The sequence below is a fragment of the Bradyrhizobium icense genome (genome assembly GCF_001693385.1).
Lineage (GTDB): Bacteria > Pseudomonadota > Alphaproteobacteria > Rhizobiales > Xanthobacteraceae > Bradyrhizobium > Bradyrhizobium icense.
Window position 1 is genome coordinate 3,253,404 of the sequence record NZ_CP016428.1, and the last position, 16,386, is coordinate 3,269,789.

At 60.4% G+C, this 16,386-nt stretch carries 12 protein-coding genes; 7 read left to right on the forward strand and 5 right to left on the reverse strand.

Annotated elements, in window-relative coordinates:
* The first annotated feature begins 347 nt into the window (after window positions 1-347).
* Both LMTR13_RS39305 and LMTR13_RS40770 read left to right on the forward strand, forming a co-directional pair.
* On the forward strand, window positions 348-524 hold the full coding sequence (locus tag LMTR13_RS39305; RefSeq protein WP_083219058.1) for an IS110 family transposase: 177 nt from the start codon (window positions 348-350) through the stop codon (window positions 522-524).
* Window positions 525-1,843: 1,319 nt separating this feature from the next.
* Window positions 1,844-2,062 carry a hypothetical protein gene (locus LMTR13_RS40770; RefSeq protein ID WP_156795636.1) on the forward strand — a complete coding sequence of 73 codons (219 nt, stop codon included), beginning with the start codon at window positions 1,844-1,846 and terminating at the stop codon, window positions 2,060-2,062.
* Between the two features lie 386 nt (window positions 2,063-2,448).
* Here the strand turns inward: LMTR13_RS40770 and LMTR13_RS15170 are convergent, their stop codons facing one another.
* Window positions 2,449-2,685 (reverse strand): hypothetical protein, encoded by a 237-nt coding sequence (locus LMTR13_RS15170; RefSeq protein WP_065728572.1) that lies wholly within the window; start codon window positions 2,683-2,685, stop codon window positions 2,449-2,451.
* On the opposite strand from LMTR13_RS15170, the gene LMTR13_RS15175 reads away from it, so the two are divergent.
* Window positions 2,684-5,788: a DEAD/DEAH box helicase gene (locus LMTR13_RS15175; RefSeq protein ID WP_065728573.1), complete on the forward strand. Its 3,105-nt coding sequence runs from the start codon at window positions 2,684-2,686 to the stop codon at window positions 5,786-5,788. The genes LMTR13_RS15170 and LMTR13_RS15175 overlap by 2 nt on opposite strands.
* A gap of 15 nt (window positions 5,789-5,803) precedes the next feature.
* On the opposite strand, the gene LMTR13_RS43675 is transcribed toward LMTR13_RS15175, so the two are convergent.
* Window positions 5,804-5,989: a DinB/UmuC family translesion DNA polymerase gene (locus LMTR13_RS43675; protein ID WP_083219059.1), complete on the reverse strand. Its 186-nt coding sequence runs from the start codon at window positions 5,987-5,989 to the stop codon at window positions 5,804-5,806.
* A 466-nt stretch (window positions 5,990-6,455) separates the two neighbouring features.
* Between LMTR13_RS43675 and LMTR13_RS15180 the strand changes: the two genes are divergently transcribed.
* The 4 genes from LMTR13_RS15180 (at window position 6,456) to LMTR13_RS15195 (ending at window position 11,218) form a co-directional block, all read left to right on the forward strand.
* Complete coding sequence (locus LMTR13_RS15180) at window positions 6,456-6,971, forward strand: hypothetical protein (RefSeq protein ID WP_065728574.1); 516 nt, start codon at window positions 6,456-6,458, stop codon at window positions 6,969-6,971.
* Window positions 6,972-8,706: 1,735 nt separating this feature from the next.
* On the forward strand, window positions 8,707-9,528 hold the full coding sequence (locus LMTR13_RS15185; RefSeq protein WP_065728575.1) for a helix-turn-helix domain-containing protein: 822 nt from the start codon (window positions 8,707-8,709) through the stop codon (window positions 9,526-9,528).
* Between the two features lie 251 nt (window positions 9,529-9,779).
* On the forward strand, window positions 9,780-10,442 hold the full coding sequence (locus tag LMTR13_RS15190; protein ID WP_065728576.1) for a DsbA family oxidoreductase: 663 nt from the start codon (window positions 9,780-9,782) through the stop codon (window positions 10,440-10,442).
* 137 nt (window positions 10,443-10,579) lie between these two features.
* On the forward strand, window positions 10,580-11,218 hold the full coding sequence (locus LMTR13_RS15195) for an NIPSNAP family protein (protein ID WP_065728577.1): 639 nt from the start codon (window positions 10,580-10,582) through the stop codon (window positions 11,216-11,218).
* A 131-nt stretch (window positions 11,219-11,349) separates the two neighbouring features.
* On the opposite strand, the gene LMTR13_RS15200 is transcribed toward LMTR13_RS15195, so the two are convergent.
* The 3 genes from LMTR13_RS15200 to LMTR13_RS15210 all read right to left on the reverse strand — a co-directional run bounded on the left by LMTR13_RS15200 (window position 11,350) and on the right by LMTR13_RS15210 (window position 16,351).
* Window positions 11,350-12,294, reverse strand: coding sequence for a cupin-like domain-containing protein (locus tag LMTR13_RS15200; RefSeq protein WP_065728578.1), 945 nt, complete (start codon window positions 12,292-12,294; stop codon window positions 11,350-11,352).
* A 1-nt stretch (window position 12,295) separates the two neighbouring features.
* Window positions 12,296-13,486, reverse strand: a complete 1,191-nt coding sequence (locus LMTR13_RS15205) for a GNAT family N-acetyltransferase (RefSeq protein ID WP_065728579.1) — start codon at window positions 13,484-13,486, stop codon at window positions 12,296-12,298.
* 168 nt (window positions 13,487-13,654) lie between these two features.
* Complete coding sequence (locus LMTR13_RS15210; protein ID WP_156795997.1) at window positions 13,655-16,351, reverse strand: EAL domain-containing protein; 2,697 nt, start codon at window positions 16,349-16,351, stop codon at window positions 13,655-13,657.
* Window positions 16,352-16,386: the final 35 nt, after the last annotated feature.

A 16,386-nucleotide genomic window follows, 5' to 3' on the forward strand; every position in this document is an offset into this window, starting at 1 on the left:
TGCGCCGAGACTCCAACGGGAGCAAAGCAGATAAGCGCTACGACGACTTCCCCCGCTCTCACAGAGGCCGCCTTGTTTTTTCGCATGTACAGGGCTTTCGGAAGAATGCTAATCGGTAAGGATACAGTTGACTAAGCGAGCAAGCTGGAAGACAGCTTGCTTTTTGAAGTTGTTCTCTGAAGATCAGCTCATTCGCGGCGGCGTTGATCATCACAGCGCCTTGGGCATATCTCAGACCATCCACAAAACATGGCTCTGCTCCGGTAATGAAACCTCGACGATATCATCGTAAGGTTGCTTTTGGAAGTAGCGACTTTGCGCAGCCTGTCACAGCCGGTGCGCTCGCCGTGATCCGCTATGCCAAGATCCATGGCACGGGGTATCGGCCCTGGCTCACGGGGCTGCTGGCCCGTCGGCCGACCAAATTTGCTGCGATCGCGCTCGCCAACAAGATTGCAGGCATGGTGTGGGCGATGATGGCCAGAGGTGAGCGCTACAGGGAGCCCATCTCACTCGCGGCGTAAAGGATCGCGCTGGATACCCCGCGTGACGTAACGGTTGGGAGGCGAACAGCACGTAATGCAGCGCCGGTCGATCCGGCGATCAGGACAACCCACCAGGCCACGGCATCTTCGAATGCTTGCTTTTGACCGGGGCCTGATCCGCGGATGGCATAATGGCCAGCGGTCATGTGAACCGCTCAGACAGCCTGAACACATAGCTGCTCCGACCAATGTTGTAGCGTGTAGAAAACCTTGCCAACCCGGACCGTCCACAAACTACATCCCAGAACTCGAACTGATGAGGACCGTCATGGATGACCATGCGAAACAGATGGGTGAGGCGCTGTCGAGAATCCTAAGCGCGATCGATGATCGAAAAGACAAACCGAAGCAAACCATGCACGGTCCTGTCACTCTTGGTGAGTTCTGTAAGCCTCTCTGTCGTGTCGGCTACGCTGAGGATCTCGGGCGCGGTAGCCCGGCTGCGGCGGTCATCCCCAGAGGAGTTGTCCCTGGAGAGAGTTTTGTGGGTGCCAGACAGAGGAATAGCGACCAACATCGCCAAAGCAGTGCAGTGCGAATTGGTCGCCAACAGGACGTCTGGTGGCTGGCTGGCCACCGCGGCAGAGGCAGTCGCGGTAGCGAACTGATCGCGGTTAGGATATATCCGGGTGCAACGTTAGCTTGGCACGATCAGTTGATTGGTCGCTAGCGCAGATCAGCGGCTTAGCTCATCTCTTTCAATATCGACAGGAAGACAGTGGTCGCTAGTAGCACGGCAGCAAATGCTCCTCTCTCGTATTCGACGACTCGCCATAGGACTGCCCTTAGGCCGAGAAACAGCCATCTCACGTAGAACATGCGAGCCTGCAGAAGTGTGCTAACTGCTTGGAAAACTACCCATGAATTGGAAAATGCCGGCCAAACGGGCAGAAGGCAGATCATTTTCAATAGGTTGGAAGACTGATTGTCCTCCGAGATAGGGATGTCGAGAACGAAATGGCCGAAGAAATAGGGATGTCGAGAACGAAACGGCCGAAGAACATGAGTGCGACAGCAGGAGGAGCTGTGAATAAGAGCATGAGAAAAGACGCTGCAGTAGAGCGAAGGAGAATCACAAGCCAGTTGTTATTCTGTCCGACGATTGCGGGGCCGGCCATCGCCAGCAAATTCCCAGGAAGAGGAAGGAGAATATTATACTGCCGATTTTAATGTAGTAGCCAATAGGTCCATCTTGCGGATGCTCCACCGGGCTTCCACTCTCCGTTGAGCAAGAGGAGCTCGATGACCGTGCCGCTCCCTTCAGGGGAGCGTCGCCAAGTCGCTTAAGGCGCCGAATTTTGATTCCGGTGATCGCAGGTTCGAATCCTGCCGCGCTTACCAACTCCATAATCTCTCCTGATTTCGTTCATCAATGCCGAGCTTTACAAGCGGACATTCGTGCAGCCGGAAGGCATGTCGCGATCGTGTTGAAATCAGACCTTGCGGCAGGCCGCTTCTGGCGGCGCAAAGAAGTCGTTGACGTTCAGACGTTAGGTCTCGCTGCTGACTGGATCTAGCTCAAACTTCCTTACGATGGAGCGAGAATTCAAGTTTAATCGGCGTGTGCAAGACGTGTGCACCGGGACATCCAGAAAAATCCATCGAGCGTAAGTTGGGCGTTGTTGGAGTGGTGAGACGTCCGTAGAAGCCTAGGCGGCCTAGGGCGCTCGGTGTCGCAGAATTGCGCGTAACAGTTTCCGCCACCGTGAACGATCCCGGATCTGGCATCTTATCTATGCGGAGGTCCGTTATGTTGCCAAAGAAGCTACGTGAATTCCCAGAGTCACAGCACCAGGATCGGAAAGGCGAACCGAAACGCACCGATGTTGAGGACCGCGATCTGGCCGGCGGGGAAGGGGGCGATCGAGACGCCTCCGCTCCCAAGCGATATTTCACGAGACGATTAGATTGGATACGTGCGTCCGCGATCAAATTCGCATATGTACGCAGCCCGAGGCGTAGCTCTCGCATCGGAGCGGGCCTGTTCGAAGCAACACTCGCCCATCAGCTCCAGTTGGTGGCGAATCAACGACGGGTTCAAGGTGGGCCATTCTAGCAAAGCGCGTGTTGCCAGCAGGGCAACGAAGCGAAAGAATTCTTCATCGCGGACTGCGATCTCTTCTTCTTCGCCCGTAGGCATGGTGGCCCTCCATCTGCTCGCACAGTGGAAGAAGTCGAGCCGCAAAGGCGTCGTCTTTCTTGCTGAAAACGAGAATAGGGCCGAGCGGCTGGGTGCCGTCATTCATGCCCTCGCCCCTTCGTGCGATGTGCTTGTTTTTCCAAGACTGAATACGCTGCCGTTCGATCAGCTGGAGCCGTCGCATGAAATCGCGGGTAGACGAAGCTCGGTCCTGAGGCGCCTTGCCAAGCCTGAGAAGCCGATCCTGCTCGTATCCACGGCAGAGGCCCTGATGGAGCGCCTTCCCACTGTGGCGAGTTGGTCCCGGGTCATCCTCCGTTTGAAAGTCGGTGCCGCGTTCTCTAAACAAGATCTCCGGGCGCGGCTTGAGGCCCTCGGATACGACCTCGATGACGAGGCGGACTACCCCGGCGGCGCGCTGTTTCACGGCAAGACATTCGAGATTTTTCCCGCCGGCGCCCTCGGTCCGTTCAGAGTAGAGCATTCCGGCGGGGTGATACGTCGGATCGTGGCGTTCGACCCGATAGAACATGACATCGTTTTTGAGACGAAAGAGCTTCTCATCGACCCGATGTCTGAGCGGCTGGCGTTCGGGAATCAGCGCGGAAAGCGCTCGACTATGTTCGACTATTGTGGTCGGGCCAAGTGGATCGCGGATACCGGGGTTTCAGCGCACGCCGATGGCTGGCTTAGCACGATCGAGGAGGCGGCCGGTCGCGCTGACAGAGAGCGCGAATACCTTGGCAGGCGCGAATGGAAGCAGGCGACCAAGCGTATGAACGTGTTGTCGCAAAAGGCATCTTTCGTTCCCACACCGGACTTTTCGCAGGTTGCACCGCCCAGGAAGGCGCTCCGTGCGTTCGTCGACGATACGCGGCGCGCCGGTTCGCGACTGGTTTTCGTCGCAGCGCATGAGGACGACCTGCGCGTGCTGGAACGGATGAGCGGAGTCAAGGCGGAGCGCTTTGTGGATTGGAACGAGGCGACGGCCGGACGCAACCGTGAGGCGGCGCTTCTGGCCGACTTCGACAGGGGTTTTGTCGTGCCTGGTCGGAAACCTCTTGTCGTTGTGACGGCTTCCGATGTGCTCGGCAGCAGGGCTCATCATCCGCAGCCCCTGGTGAGAGCTTGGAGTGCGGCTTTCGACCACGCAGATGTGCCGGAGCAAGGGACAGCGGTTGTTCATTTGCAGCGAGGGCTGGCCTTGCTCGACGGCTTGCAGACCGTGGCAATGGGGGGCGGGTCGTCGCGCGAAATGATCAGGCTCGGATTTGCAGGAGACGATGCCGTTCTCGTTCCGCCCGCCGACCTAGCCTTGATCTGGCCATATGCGTCGGAGCGCGGCGAACTCACCCTCGACAAAGCGGATGGAAGTACATGGTGGAGCCGGCGTACCGAGGCGGAGCACGAAATTCAGATCGCCGGCAAGCAGCTCGCCAAACACATCAGCCAGCGGCGCCGCCGGCGGGCTCCGAAACTTGTACCTCCCGGTCCCATCTATGAGAGGTTTGTCGCGCGTTTTCCGTATTTCACGACAATCGACCAAGCGAAAGCCATACGGGACGTTTTGGATGATCTTGCGTCAGGCCACCCCATGGACAGGATCATTTGCGGCGACGTCGGATTCGGCAAAACCGAGGTGGCGTTGCGAGCCACGGCCGCCGTCGTATTGTCAGGGAAGCAGGTGGCGATCGCGGTGCCGACGACCGTCCTGGCAAGACAGCATGTCGCGACTTTCCGCAAACGCTTCGCTCCGTTTGGCATCGAAGTGGGGAGTTTGTCGCGAACCGGTTCGGGCGCAGAGACAAGAGAGGTGAAGGAGGGGCTGAAGAGTGGCAAATTGAAGATTGTAGTCGGAACGCAGGCCCTCGCCGCGAAGGACGTGAAGTTCGCCGGCCTCGGCCTTGTCGTCATCGATGAGGAACAGCATTTTGGGGCGACGGAGAAGGCGAGACTTTCCGGGTTGGCCAAGAGTATTCATGCCCTTTGGATGAGCGCCACGCCGATTCCGCGGACTCTCGCGGGCGGTCTTGCCGGCTTCAGGGATATCAGCGTCATTGCCTCTCCGCCCATTCATCGACTCCCGGTCGTCACAAAGGTCGCTCCTCTTTCGGATGCTGCTATTGCCTCCGCATTGCTGCGCGAGCAAAGGCGGCACGGGCAAAGCTTCTTGATCTGTCCGCGAATTCAGGATCTCGATCCGATGCTGGCGCGCGTTCAATCGGTGGCCCCGGATCTCCGCATCGTCTGTCTGCATGGCAAGTTGCCCGCCGACGACATAGACGATCGAATGATGAGCTTCGTCGAAGGCGCGACGGACGTGCTGCTGGCGACCAACATCGTGGAGAGCGGTCTCGATATCCCACGTGCAAACACGATCGTGGTCTGTTGGCCCGAAAAGTTCGGTCTTGCGCAACTTCATCAGCTCAGAGGAAGGGTGGGGCGCAGCGGGATACGGGCGTTTGCGCATTTGCTGACCGATTCGGACTCAGAGCGATCTGAGAAGCGATTGGCCGTACTGGAGGAGTTCAACAGACCCGGCGCGGGTTTCGCGATCAGTGCGCGGGATCTGGACCTCAGGGGAGCGGGGGATGTGCTTTCAGAGCGGCAGTCGGGCCATGTGCAGGTGTTCGGGCCGGTGCTCTACAGCCACCTTCTGAAATTGGCCTCGGAGAAAGCCGACGACAGAACAGCCGACCTGTGGGTGCCTGACCTGAATCTGCCGGTCGGGGACATGTTGCCCGCAGGCTACGTGCAATCGGAGGCGGTTCGGCTGGAAATCTACGGCCGCGTCGCCAGATGCCGAAGCGAAGATGAGCTGGACGATCTCGAGGAAGAGACGTCTCGTCGCTTCGGCAGATTGCCTCCGGCGGCCCGCGATTTCTTTGCCGCAGCAAGGCTCAGAATCGAGTGCAGGCGAAGAGGAATCATAAGACTTGATGTCGGCCTCGACGCCGTGGCCGCGACATTCCTGCCGGGACGACTTCGGAAATCCAAGGCGCGGTCCCTGCAACGCGATGGCGACCGGGTTGTCTACATCAGCAACGGACGCGAGGGACCGCTTAGGACGGTCGAAGAGTTCCTCGACCTTCTGGATGTGTAATCGCGGCGCTGCTATTCAACTAACATGAGAGACAACCAATCCTCGTCTTCCAGCTTCGGGCCCGTTGAATCCAGAAACGGGGATTCCGAGCAGCCGTATCGCCTTCTTTGCCGGCATCAGGTGCTTCAACAGGTCAAGAGCCAGGCTCGAAAGATCGCTCGCAGTGTCGATGATGGCGACCGACCTGCTGCGGTGTTTAATTCGAAATCGGAGAACTTTCGGGAGCGCTCTTTTGGCTTCTCGCTATCGCGTTCTTTCTCGCTCAGCTGGTGCTGATCCGCGCGCCATCGGCGCTCAATGTCTTTCATCTCGGTTGCGCGTTTGTGATGCAAGTATGTGACGGGCTTTGCGGTTCAGCACTGGATCCCTCACCAGGGCCGCTACCCGAAAGTCGCTTACAGACGGCCTTCGCAGTTAATCTCGTGATTCAGGTCGGTGCATGGTTGTGGATTCGTCATCCGCGCCGCCCCGATCGCAGAGGAGAGCGGATTGCGCTGCGAGTTAGCGCTTTGACGCGGACGTTGTCGCACAAGATCTTCATGCGGAGCTAACAGCGCATTGTCTTTCTTCCAGCCGTCACATTCGCTTTAAATGCACCTACCGATCGCCAGACGCCGTTTTGATCTTTTGCGAGAACCGAATTATATCGCCGCTAGGAGGATGTGCGATGTTCGGAAAGAAGAAGAAAATGCTGCGGAAGCATAAGACCCAGGAGGTTCAAGCCCGATTCGAGCGGAACGAGCGGGCAGGGAAGGACATTTACGCCCGAATCGCTGATTTGAAGAACGTGCCGCGCGACAACCTGCCTGATGCGGTCTTTATGCTCTTCGTTGAGGCAAAACACCAAAGCGAGCTGATTCGGCAATCGGTCAAGGACCGTACCCGCTATGACTTCAATTTCGTCGGGTTCGTCGACGGCGATCTTGCGACCTACCTCGCGGAGGAAGCGGCGCATGCGATCCGAGATCACGTTACTAACCCGCAGACATTCTTGGAGGCGATGTCTGAGCAATTTCCGGATGTGCACTTCACGATCCAACAGCAGGACGCCGTTTCAATGGTTGCTTCGATGATCCGTGTGCAGCGGCTGGAAGGCATTCTGGAAGGTCTGCGGATTACTGGCCTACTGAACAAAGCGCCGAACCGCCGTCGCACCAGCCCGCAGAACGACGGGATGCTCTAGCAGGTCCACTTCAAGGCGCTTCTGGTACCATAGCGACACCCTCGACAAATCCGATCACGTTCGCACTTTTCTTAGTCGTCCGTGAAGAACTGTCCAAGCCCTTGAGCGGGTCTTTTGGAGCGGAGCGCGGTTTGAAATTGCAAGCTTTTTGGGTTTGAAGGCCGGAAAGCTTGCAATTTCATTTCAGTCCCAATCGATCTTGCCACCGAGCTGCACCAGCTCGTGTTACAGGTTGATGATCTGGTCGAGCCTGGCGCGAAACAGATCGCCTTGCCTGTCGTCTTCGGCTTCGTCGGTCGCATCGTCCCCTCCGCTGCGACCACAGAATCACGACCGGCGCGAGGGAATCTTCAAAACCAAATTTGCAAGCTTCCGAGGCCTCAAGTCGCAAAAACTTGCAATCTCAAAACGGCCTTCGCTAGAAAATTGAATCCTCGGTCAAGACCTAAGGGGGGCCTTCACGGGCGACTCCTCTAAGCGCGCTCCCGGGGTGCGGATCGCCGCTGCCGCGGATTGCGCCGGCTTCTTGCAGCACCGAGATCGCCCAGCCCTGCAGCGTTCGGATCGCCGGGCGGACGCTGCTTAAACGTCCGCATCCATATGACTCCAATCCTATGCGCGTCCCGCGTTCCGCGCTCCTAACACCAGGCAAGTATTCCGAACTGCCATAGGTCTGCGTTTCCACGGTGTTCCGTTCCCAAGCGGGACTTAGGGATGCGTGAAAGATGGACGTCCCTTATTCGCGGAAGCCCAGATCGGCCTTCGACGAACTCCACAACGGAGAGAGGCGGCTTGCGATTCGAAAACCCGCTTGGCACTTGGTCCAGGAAGATCGACGCGAGTTGGCTGAAATCACATTGCAAGTCCGACGGCTTGTAACAGTCCGCGTCTTCCGAGTTTCCGAGCCGCAACCGCACAGCTCATCGTCATCGCACTCGATCCACCAGTAGGAGGCTTGTATCCGAGGATCGGCGCCGGCAGGAGCATATTGCTTTCCCGGCCATTGGCCAAAAACTTCAAGGTACAGGTGGCGCAGCGTCCAGACGCTGTAGATATCCAGCAGCGTCCTGAGATCGCCGCCGTCGAACCATACCCCGTCGGCCGGTGAGAGGCGCAGATCGAATCGTCTTCGAAATTGGTGTGCCGCGGTCCGATCCATCTAGATGGACCAGCTGTAGCCCAGAAGCCCCATGCGCGCGGGCCCACTCCTGACCTGTATGGAAGCGTGACGAAAAACGTGGTTTCCCGCGCCAAGCCCGGAATGATCGAACTTCTCGCAAGGAGCCACATTCCATCGTCGTCTGGGAAAGTCCGAAGCGAAGGATACGCTTCGGCAAGGCATTTTACCTGGTCGGAGGCGACTTGCTCCGCACCGCCTTCACGTCAGCCTCAGCACTCATATGGGCGAACAGCTTATGCCCCGCACGTCCACGTGCAATCGGGTGCGAGGGCGCGGCGGTTCGGTGATAGCTTGGCAGGCCCGGCAGACGAACTTCTCGCGCACGTGCTGGATCACTTTCGATCTCAGGACTGGATAAACTTGGGGCAAGGCTCGCCAACAATCGGCTCGCCAACATTTTTATTGTCGGTGATTGAATTCGAGATGTTGGTATTTGTGTTGGTATTGGCCGGGAGAAGGATAAAGAAACTCCTGCGAGTTCAGGTGGTTAGGTGTCAAAATCGATTACCTTGGACGTAATGGAATGGGCGAAATTCGCATGATAGGTTTTCCACCATGAACGCACATGCTGCCACGGCGCGAGCCGAACCAACGAAAGCCCCTCATATCGGCGATCACCTGCGCGAATGGCGCCAACGGCGCCATCTGAGCCAGCTCGATCTGGCGAGCGATGCCGAAATATCCGCGCGTCACCTCAGTTTTGTCGAAACCGGCCGCGCCGCGCCGTCGCGGGAAATGGTGCTCAAGCTTGCCGAGCGATTGGAGGTCCCCTTGCGTGAACGCAACGTGCTCCTGGTCGCGGCGGGTTTTGCCCCCGCCTTTCCGCAACGCTCGCTGGATGATCCGGCGCTAAAGTCAGCCCGGCAGGCGATCGAGCTGGTGCTGAAGGCGCACGAGCCCAATCCGGCGCTGGCCTATGACCGGCACTGGAATCTGGTGACGGCCAACCGCATGGTGGCGCCGTTGCTCGAAGGCATCCCGCCGCATCTGCTCGGGCAGCCCTTAAACATTCTGCGACTCGCCTTTCATCCCGAAGGGCTCGCGCCGCGCACGGTCAATCTTGCCGAATGGAGCGCGCATCTCCTTGAGCGGCTGCACCGGCAATGCGAGGCGACGGCCGATCCCGAACTGCTGAAGCTGTATCAGGAGCTGAAAGCCTATCGTATGCCGGCGCGCTCGGGGCCGATCTCGGCCGACAATGTCGCTATCCCGTTCAAGCTGCGCCACAAGGGCGACGTGTTGAGTTTCATCTCCACCACCATGGTATTCGGCACGCCCGTCGACATCACGCTGCAGGAGCTGGCGCTGGAAACCTTCTTCCCGGCAGATGATCTGACCGCCGATCGGATGCAGCAGATAGCGGCAGGGTTGACCTAATTTGTCGCGCTGCCCTGCAGCATATCGGGCGACCACCGCCCGCTGGCTTGTTCGGTGGCGCGAAACAGGGGCCTTCCGGCCTGAAAATGGCGGTCGTTGCAGGGGCTCTGCGGTTCAAGATCGATTCACGGAGCTGGCCGTTCGCCACAATACCCGCGGAGGTGAAGTGATACGAGACATGCGGCTATCGCCCTTGTCTCCTCGCCGGATCGGACTACCTTCCGGGCTTCATTCAGCGAAGGACGACCCCGATGAGCACCCTCAAACCTCTCAAGATCGACATCGTCTCCGACGTGGTCTGCCCCTGGTGCTACATTGGCAAACGCCGGATCGAGAACGCCTTGGCGCTGGTGCCGGATGTTCCCGTCGAAGTGCGCTGGCGGCCGTTCTTCCTCAATTCCTGGGTGCCGCGCGAGGGCATCAGCCGCGACGAATATCTCACCGCAAAATTCGGTTCGGTCGAGGCCTATAAGGGCATCGCCGGCCGCGTCGTCGCGGCTGCGGGCGAGGAGGGGCTGACGTACCGGCCCGAACTCGTGAAGCGTCAGCCCAATACCATCGATTGCCACCGGCTGATCCATTGGGCGGAAGCGCAGGGCAAGGCTGCTGAGATGAAGCAGCGCCTGATGGAATTGTACTTTCGCGATGGCGGCGATCTGACCGATGTCAATGTGCTGGTGCAGGCCGCGGCCGATGTCGGCCTCAATGCCGACGATGTGCGCAGGCGTCTTGCCACCGATGAGGACGTCGCACTGATCTCCGGCCAGGCGCAGGAAGCGTCCGACAAGGGAATCTCCGGCGTCCCAACTTTCGTGTTCGCACAGAAATATGCAGTGTCCGGCGCCCAGCCGGCCGAGCAACTCGCCCGCGCGATCCGTCAGGTATCGGGGGAGATCAACGCACAGGCGCAGTAGTCGAGGGTTCTTTCTCCCTCGCCCCGCTCTTGCGGGGAGAGGGTCGGGTGAGGGGCCTCTCTCCGCACAGCGCAGTGTAGCGTTTGACAGGAGTGCTGCCCCAAAACAACAAACAGCAAAAAACTTGGGGAGGCATCATGATCTACGAACTGCGCACCTACACCGTAAAGCCCGGCACGCTCGGCGACATGATCAAGGCCGCGAGCACCGTGTCGCGCGAGATCCGCAAGGACGACTACGGCAAGCTCGAAGGCTACTGGTCGACCGAGATCGGCCCGCTCAACCAGGTCCTGCACATGTGGAGCTACAATAGCTTTGACGAGCGCGCGCGCATGCGGGCGGAGCTCGCCGGGAATTCGCGCTGGACCGGCGAGTACGTGCCGCTGATCCGCCCCTTGCTCGTGCGTCAGGAAGTCCGCCTGCTTAGCGCGGTGCGAGCGCCGGTGGCGCCGATGACCACGGGCAACGTTTATGAGCTGCGCAATTACCGCGCCAAGCCGGCCGGCGGTCTCAAGCAATGGCTCGATGCGTTCACCGCCGTGCTGCCGGAGCGCGAAAAATATTCAAAGATCGTCGGCCTCTGGACGACCGAAGCGGGCCAGCCGAACGAAGCCTGCCACATCTGGGCCTATCCCAGCCTGAACGCACGCGCCGAAGCGCGCGGCAACGCGATGAAGGATCCGGCCTGGCAGGAATTTCTCGGGAAGGGTCCCGGATTTCTCGACGAGATGCACTCGACCATCATGCTGCCGGCGCCGCATTCGCCGCTGCAGTGAGACGATGAAGTAGCCCGGATGGAACCAACGGGTCGCGCGAATGCGCGCCCGATGACAGGCTCCGCGCAATCCGGGGACCGGCACCCAGGAGTCCCGGGTTACGCTTCCGCTTCAACCGGGCTATGGGCGCGTCACACCCCCTTCAAATAGTAGTTCGCCCGTTTGCCAAGTGCGATCCGCCGCAGCACGCGCCGCATTGCCATCGAGGCGCGCAGCGGTTTGATCGCGGTCGTCACGGTGCGATAGAACGCCAGCTTCAGCGCGTCGAGCACCGGCTGTTTGCCCGGCGGCTGCTGAGGCAGGCCGATGCCGCGCAGCATCGAATTGAAAAAGTGCAGATCGTTCATCCGCCGTACTTCGCGCGTCTTCCAGGTGATCGCCATTGAGATCGAGAACGAACCTGCGGTGCGTACCCAGTGCGGCCATTGATACGGCACGTAGCATCCTTCGCCAGCGAACAGGTGGAATTCTGTGCCCCGCGGCGCGATGCCCTCGTCGTATTTCAGGTTGCGATGCTTGGTCATCGAGCGCTCGATCTCGTCGTCGGAGACGATCGAACGGTCGGTATTGTCGAAGATCGTGAAGAATTTTTCGCCGTGAATGTGCACGAAGAAGTTGTCTTCGCTGTCGAGATGAAATGGCGTGGTCGAATTCGGCGAGGACACGAACAGGAAGCCTTCGACCTGCTCGAAGCCGGCGTCGAGGAGGCTGTTGAAGCCGCGGGCACGGGCGACGGACAGCAGCGTATCCTCCAGCAACGCCCGGTATTCCGGCGAATTCTCGATGCGCTTGAGCACCATCCAGGCGCCGGCCGTCTCAATGCTTTTCACGACTTCGACAGGGTCGAGCCCCACGGTGGGAATCGCGTCCGGATCCTGGCTGATCGCGACCTTGCCGGAATTATATTCGATCAGGTCTCGCGGCAATTCGGAAGCCAATTGCGCGATGCGTAGCAGCGTTAGCAGCGGATGGCCGGCGAGCTTGTGGCGGATCGCAAACGGTTTTAGCGGAAAGTCGTGGCGAAGCGCGTCATGATCGGCCGTAATGACGGGGGCTATAGCGGTGAGCGTATTCATTTTAGGATTTCTCCCGACTCTTTCTGACGAAATGGATGAGACGTCGCGCCGGCTCGCGGATTGCGGACCGCAACGGGAGCGCGGCGCGAATCAACGCCACCACCGGATCGTTCCGCCGCAGCGGAATCAACACGTCGCCGATCGCAAGGCGTCCGCGCCAGATCGGGTTGATCATGGGATGGTCGGGATTTGCGGTGGAATCCACCATGGCAATGGCGGGGTCGGCGCAAAGATGCTGCGTCAGCTCCAGCGTCAGTTGCACGCCCGGCGAAAACTTCGCGAAGCGCTCGTCGACGCCGAGCTTGAAGTAGAAGGCGCGGTCCTGATGGCGTAGCACGATCGCTGCCGCCACCGGCGTCTCGCCGGCCCGCAAGGTCACGATCTCGCATTGACCGATCTCGGCCAGCGCCGAAGTGGCGCGGCGAACGAAGGCCGCATCGCCCTCGTGCTGGCCGAGGGCCGTGCCACGCTGGCCCTTCCAGCCGCTGGCCTCCAGCACCAGGAATGTTTCGACGGCGGCGGCGATCTCGCCGGGCGTCCGCGCCACATCGAAATGGACAGCGCCGTGTTCGGCAAGGCGATTGCGCTGGCGGCGCAGTTCTTTCAGTTTCTTTGCGCCGAGCGCGTCGCGTAGCACCGTATTGGCGTCGGCCGTGGCATCGAGGCAGGCGCGGACATGCGACTGCAGCACCAGCGGCTGCATGCCGCCGCGATGCAGCGCGTCGGTAAACGCCTTCATCGCCGCGCCATCGAGCGAGGCGGCTCGAAAAATCAGCGCATGCGCGCCGGCGCGCCGGGCCCGGCGCAGGATGCCGGTGACGGCTTCCTCCGCCATGTCGCGATCGAGCAGCGGCGTGCAAAGCGTGCCGTAGGGATCGGCGCTGACCAGAGCGGGCAGCGGAACCTTGTAGGCGCGCCACATCGAGATCACGGGCACCAGGCCGATCAAGGTGGATGAATCGCGCCACGCGCCGAGCGCGGCGGCGTTCTGGCGACCTCGCGCCGAAGCGTTCACCGCCAACTCCCATTCGGGCAAGTAATAGCCGTTCGGCTCGGCGACGCGTTCGGTAAGCGCGCGCCATTGGGGCGCGGAGATGCCGGTAAGCGGCGTCAGCGCATCGCCGATGGCTGGCGCACTCGCGTCCTTGCTCGATGCTCGGCGCACCGTCGATATATCGGTAATATCGGCCACTTCCCCGAATCCCCGTTCGCGATTTTTGTGCCGGCGACACCTTGAGCGCCGGCTCATCGCGTTCATGGGGCGACGCTAGTGGAAAGAGGTGGAAAATAGCGTTGCTACGACGCTCGGATTTAAGGTGTCGCGTTAACCGATCGTTCAGCCTGATCAGCCGCTCGGCCGTCACGCCACCTCGGCGGCAGCGGCCGCGGTCAGGAATTTGACTTCGAACTCGCTCGCCGGCATCGGCTTGCCGAAGCAATAGCCCTGTCCTTCTTCGCAGCCCATCCTGACCAGGAAGTCAGCCGTGGCGCGGTCCTCGATGCCTTCGGCGATAACCGACAGGCCCAATTGCTTGCTTAGTCCGATGGTCGAACTGACGATCGCCGCGTCGTCGGGATTGGTGAGCAGGCCCAACACGAAAGAGCGGTCGATCTTGAGCCCGTCGAGCGGGAATTTTTTCAGATAGCTCAAGCTGGCAAAGCCGGTGCCGAAATCGTCGAAGGACAGGCGAACCCCAAGCTCCTGAATCTCAAGGAACGTATTCAGCGCGGCCTGCTCATCGTGGAGCAGGATGTCTTCGGTGACCTCGAGCTCGAGGCTGGTTGGACTCAAGCCGGTGCTGGCCAGCACCTGCGCAACCGAGATTGCGAGGTCGCCAGACTCCAACTGGGACGGCGAAAGGTTGACGCCGACGCGGAGCTTGTGTCCCGCGTGTTCCCAGGCGGCACCCTGGGTGCAGGCAGTTTGCAGAACCCATTCGGCGATCCGCTCGGAAATCGGAGAGGTGTTGACGACCGGCATGAATTCGCCCGGCGAAACCAGGCCCCGCACGGGATGGCGCCAGCGGATCAGGGCTTCGGCGCCGATCAGTCGGCCGTCGGCCAGATGAAATTGCGGTTGGTAGAACAATTCGAACTCATTGCGTTCCGCCGCCAGCGCGAGCTCTGCTTCCAGAGTCAGGCGCGTCTCCAACTCGCGGCGGATCGAATCTTCGAACAGCACGTGGCCGCCGCGGTTGGTCGCCTTGGCGCGGCTCAGCGCCAGATGGGCGTTGCTGAGGAGTTCGTCCGCCGTTCGTCCATCGGCCGGGCAAACGGCGGCTCCAATGCTGACCTTGACCCGCAGGTGGCGGTTGCCGGCCAGCAGCGGCGCGTCGAAGCCGTCGCCGATCTGCTCGGCGAAGCGGCTGAGGTTTTCTCCGATGTCGCTGGTCGGAACGGCGATGGCGAATTCGTCTCCGCTCAAGCGAGCGACCAGACCCGCCGGCGGAACAGCCGCCGTCAGTCGCTGCGAAATGGCGCGAAGCACGAGGTCACCACAGGTGTGGCCAAGCATGTCGTTGATCTGCTGGAAGCCGTCGATGCCGATCACCAGCAGTGCCACCTTGCGGCCGTCCGTCTCGGTCGAGGAAATTTTGGCCTTGAGCTGCACGTGAAGCGCATCGCGATTGATGAGCCCCGTCAGCGTGTCGTGTTCCGCAAGATATCTGACTCTCTCGGCTTCGTGCTTGCGCACCGAGATGTCGCGCAGGATCGCGCCAATCTGAAGCCCGTCGGTGCCTTGCCAGCCGGAGAAGGAAGCCTCGACCGGAAACACCTCGCCATTGCTGCGGCGTCCGTCAAACTCGACCACCGATCCAGCGGCGAGCTGCGCTGCGTTCTTGATTGAAAAGGTGGATGCGGCGAGGCCGTCGTCACGTGCGCAAATCTCGTCGAACGGCCGACCGATCATCTGTTCGGGCAGATAGCCGAAGATTGCGGTAGCGCCCGGATTCCACACCGTGATCAAATAGTTTGAATCGGTGCAGATCAGGCCATCGCCGAGCGACATGGCCACGCGCTGAAAGCGGCTCTCGGCGACCCGGCCGAGCAGATCCTTGATGTCGATTTCGTCGAGCGCGATGGCCGCGACGTAGATGATGATGGCGAAGTGAAGCAGCGACGTATCCAGAATGAGCGGGAACGCCGCCTGCAGGGCAAATGCGCCTGCCTCGAGCGTGAACGCCGTTGCGCCGAGCAGCGCTACGCGCTTGCCGGCAGTGAGGCGACGCCACGAGAACAGCATCAGTAGGCCAAGCAACGCCAGGCCGGCCGTCGTGACGACGTGCGAGGTCCATTGCAGCGCGCGGTTCTGCAGCAGCGACTCCGCAGCTAGCGTCTGCAGCACGGGGCCGGATACGATCACACCGTTCGGCACGCTGAAGCGATCCCCAAGTTCGAGCGCCGTGCCGCCAATGACGACCTTCTTGCCCCTGAGTTTTTGCAGTGTCGCCGGGTCGCCGCTCAGAACATCGGCAAAGGACACTTTGGGGATTCCGGCCGTTCGGATGCTGAAGTCGATCAGAAAGGGCGTGCGCTTTTCGGCGTACTGGCCGGCGAGCACGGCAGCCATCGACGGCACGAATTTGCCGTCCAGCTTCTCGCCGAACGGATAACTCCGGACGAGGCCGTCGCGGCCGACCTCGACGTTGACGACCGCCGGCCAGGAATGTTCGGCGAATTGCTGCAGCGGGCGATTGATGTGAAGCGTCGTCCTGTCGGTGCGGGGCTGCTGGAAGGAGGGAAGCACCACCGATCCGCCGGCGCTCTGAAGCGCTTCGGCAAAGTTTCGGTCCGACGACGCATCCGAAGGTGTCGAGAAGTCGACGTCGAGTGCGATGTCCTGGACGTTCGCCTTCTGAAGCTGGCGGATCAACTCGCCGTGGAGCAGGCGCGGCCACGGCCAGACGCCGATCCTGTCGATCGACGATGCGTCGATCGCGATCACCACGATGTCGCCGCTGACCTGTCGCGACTGCCAGGCGAACCGCAGGTCGGCCAGGACGTTGCGAAGCGAGCTGTGCCAGCCAGCCGCCAGGACAATAGCCAACGCGATCATCACAAAAATATGCGGCCGATATCGTCTCACTTGGT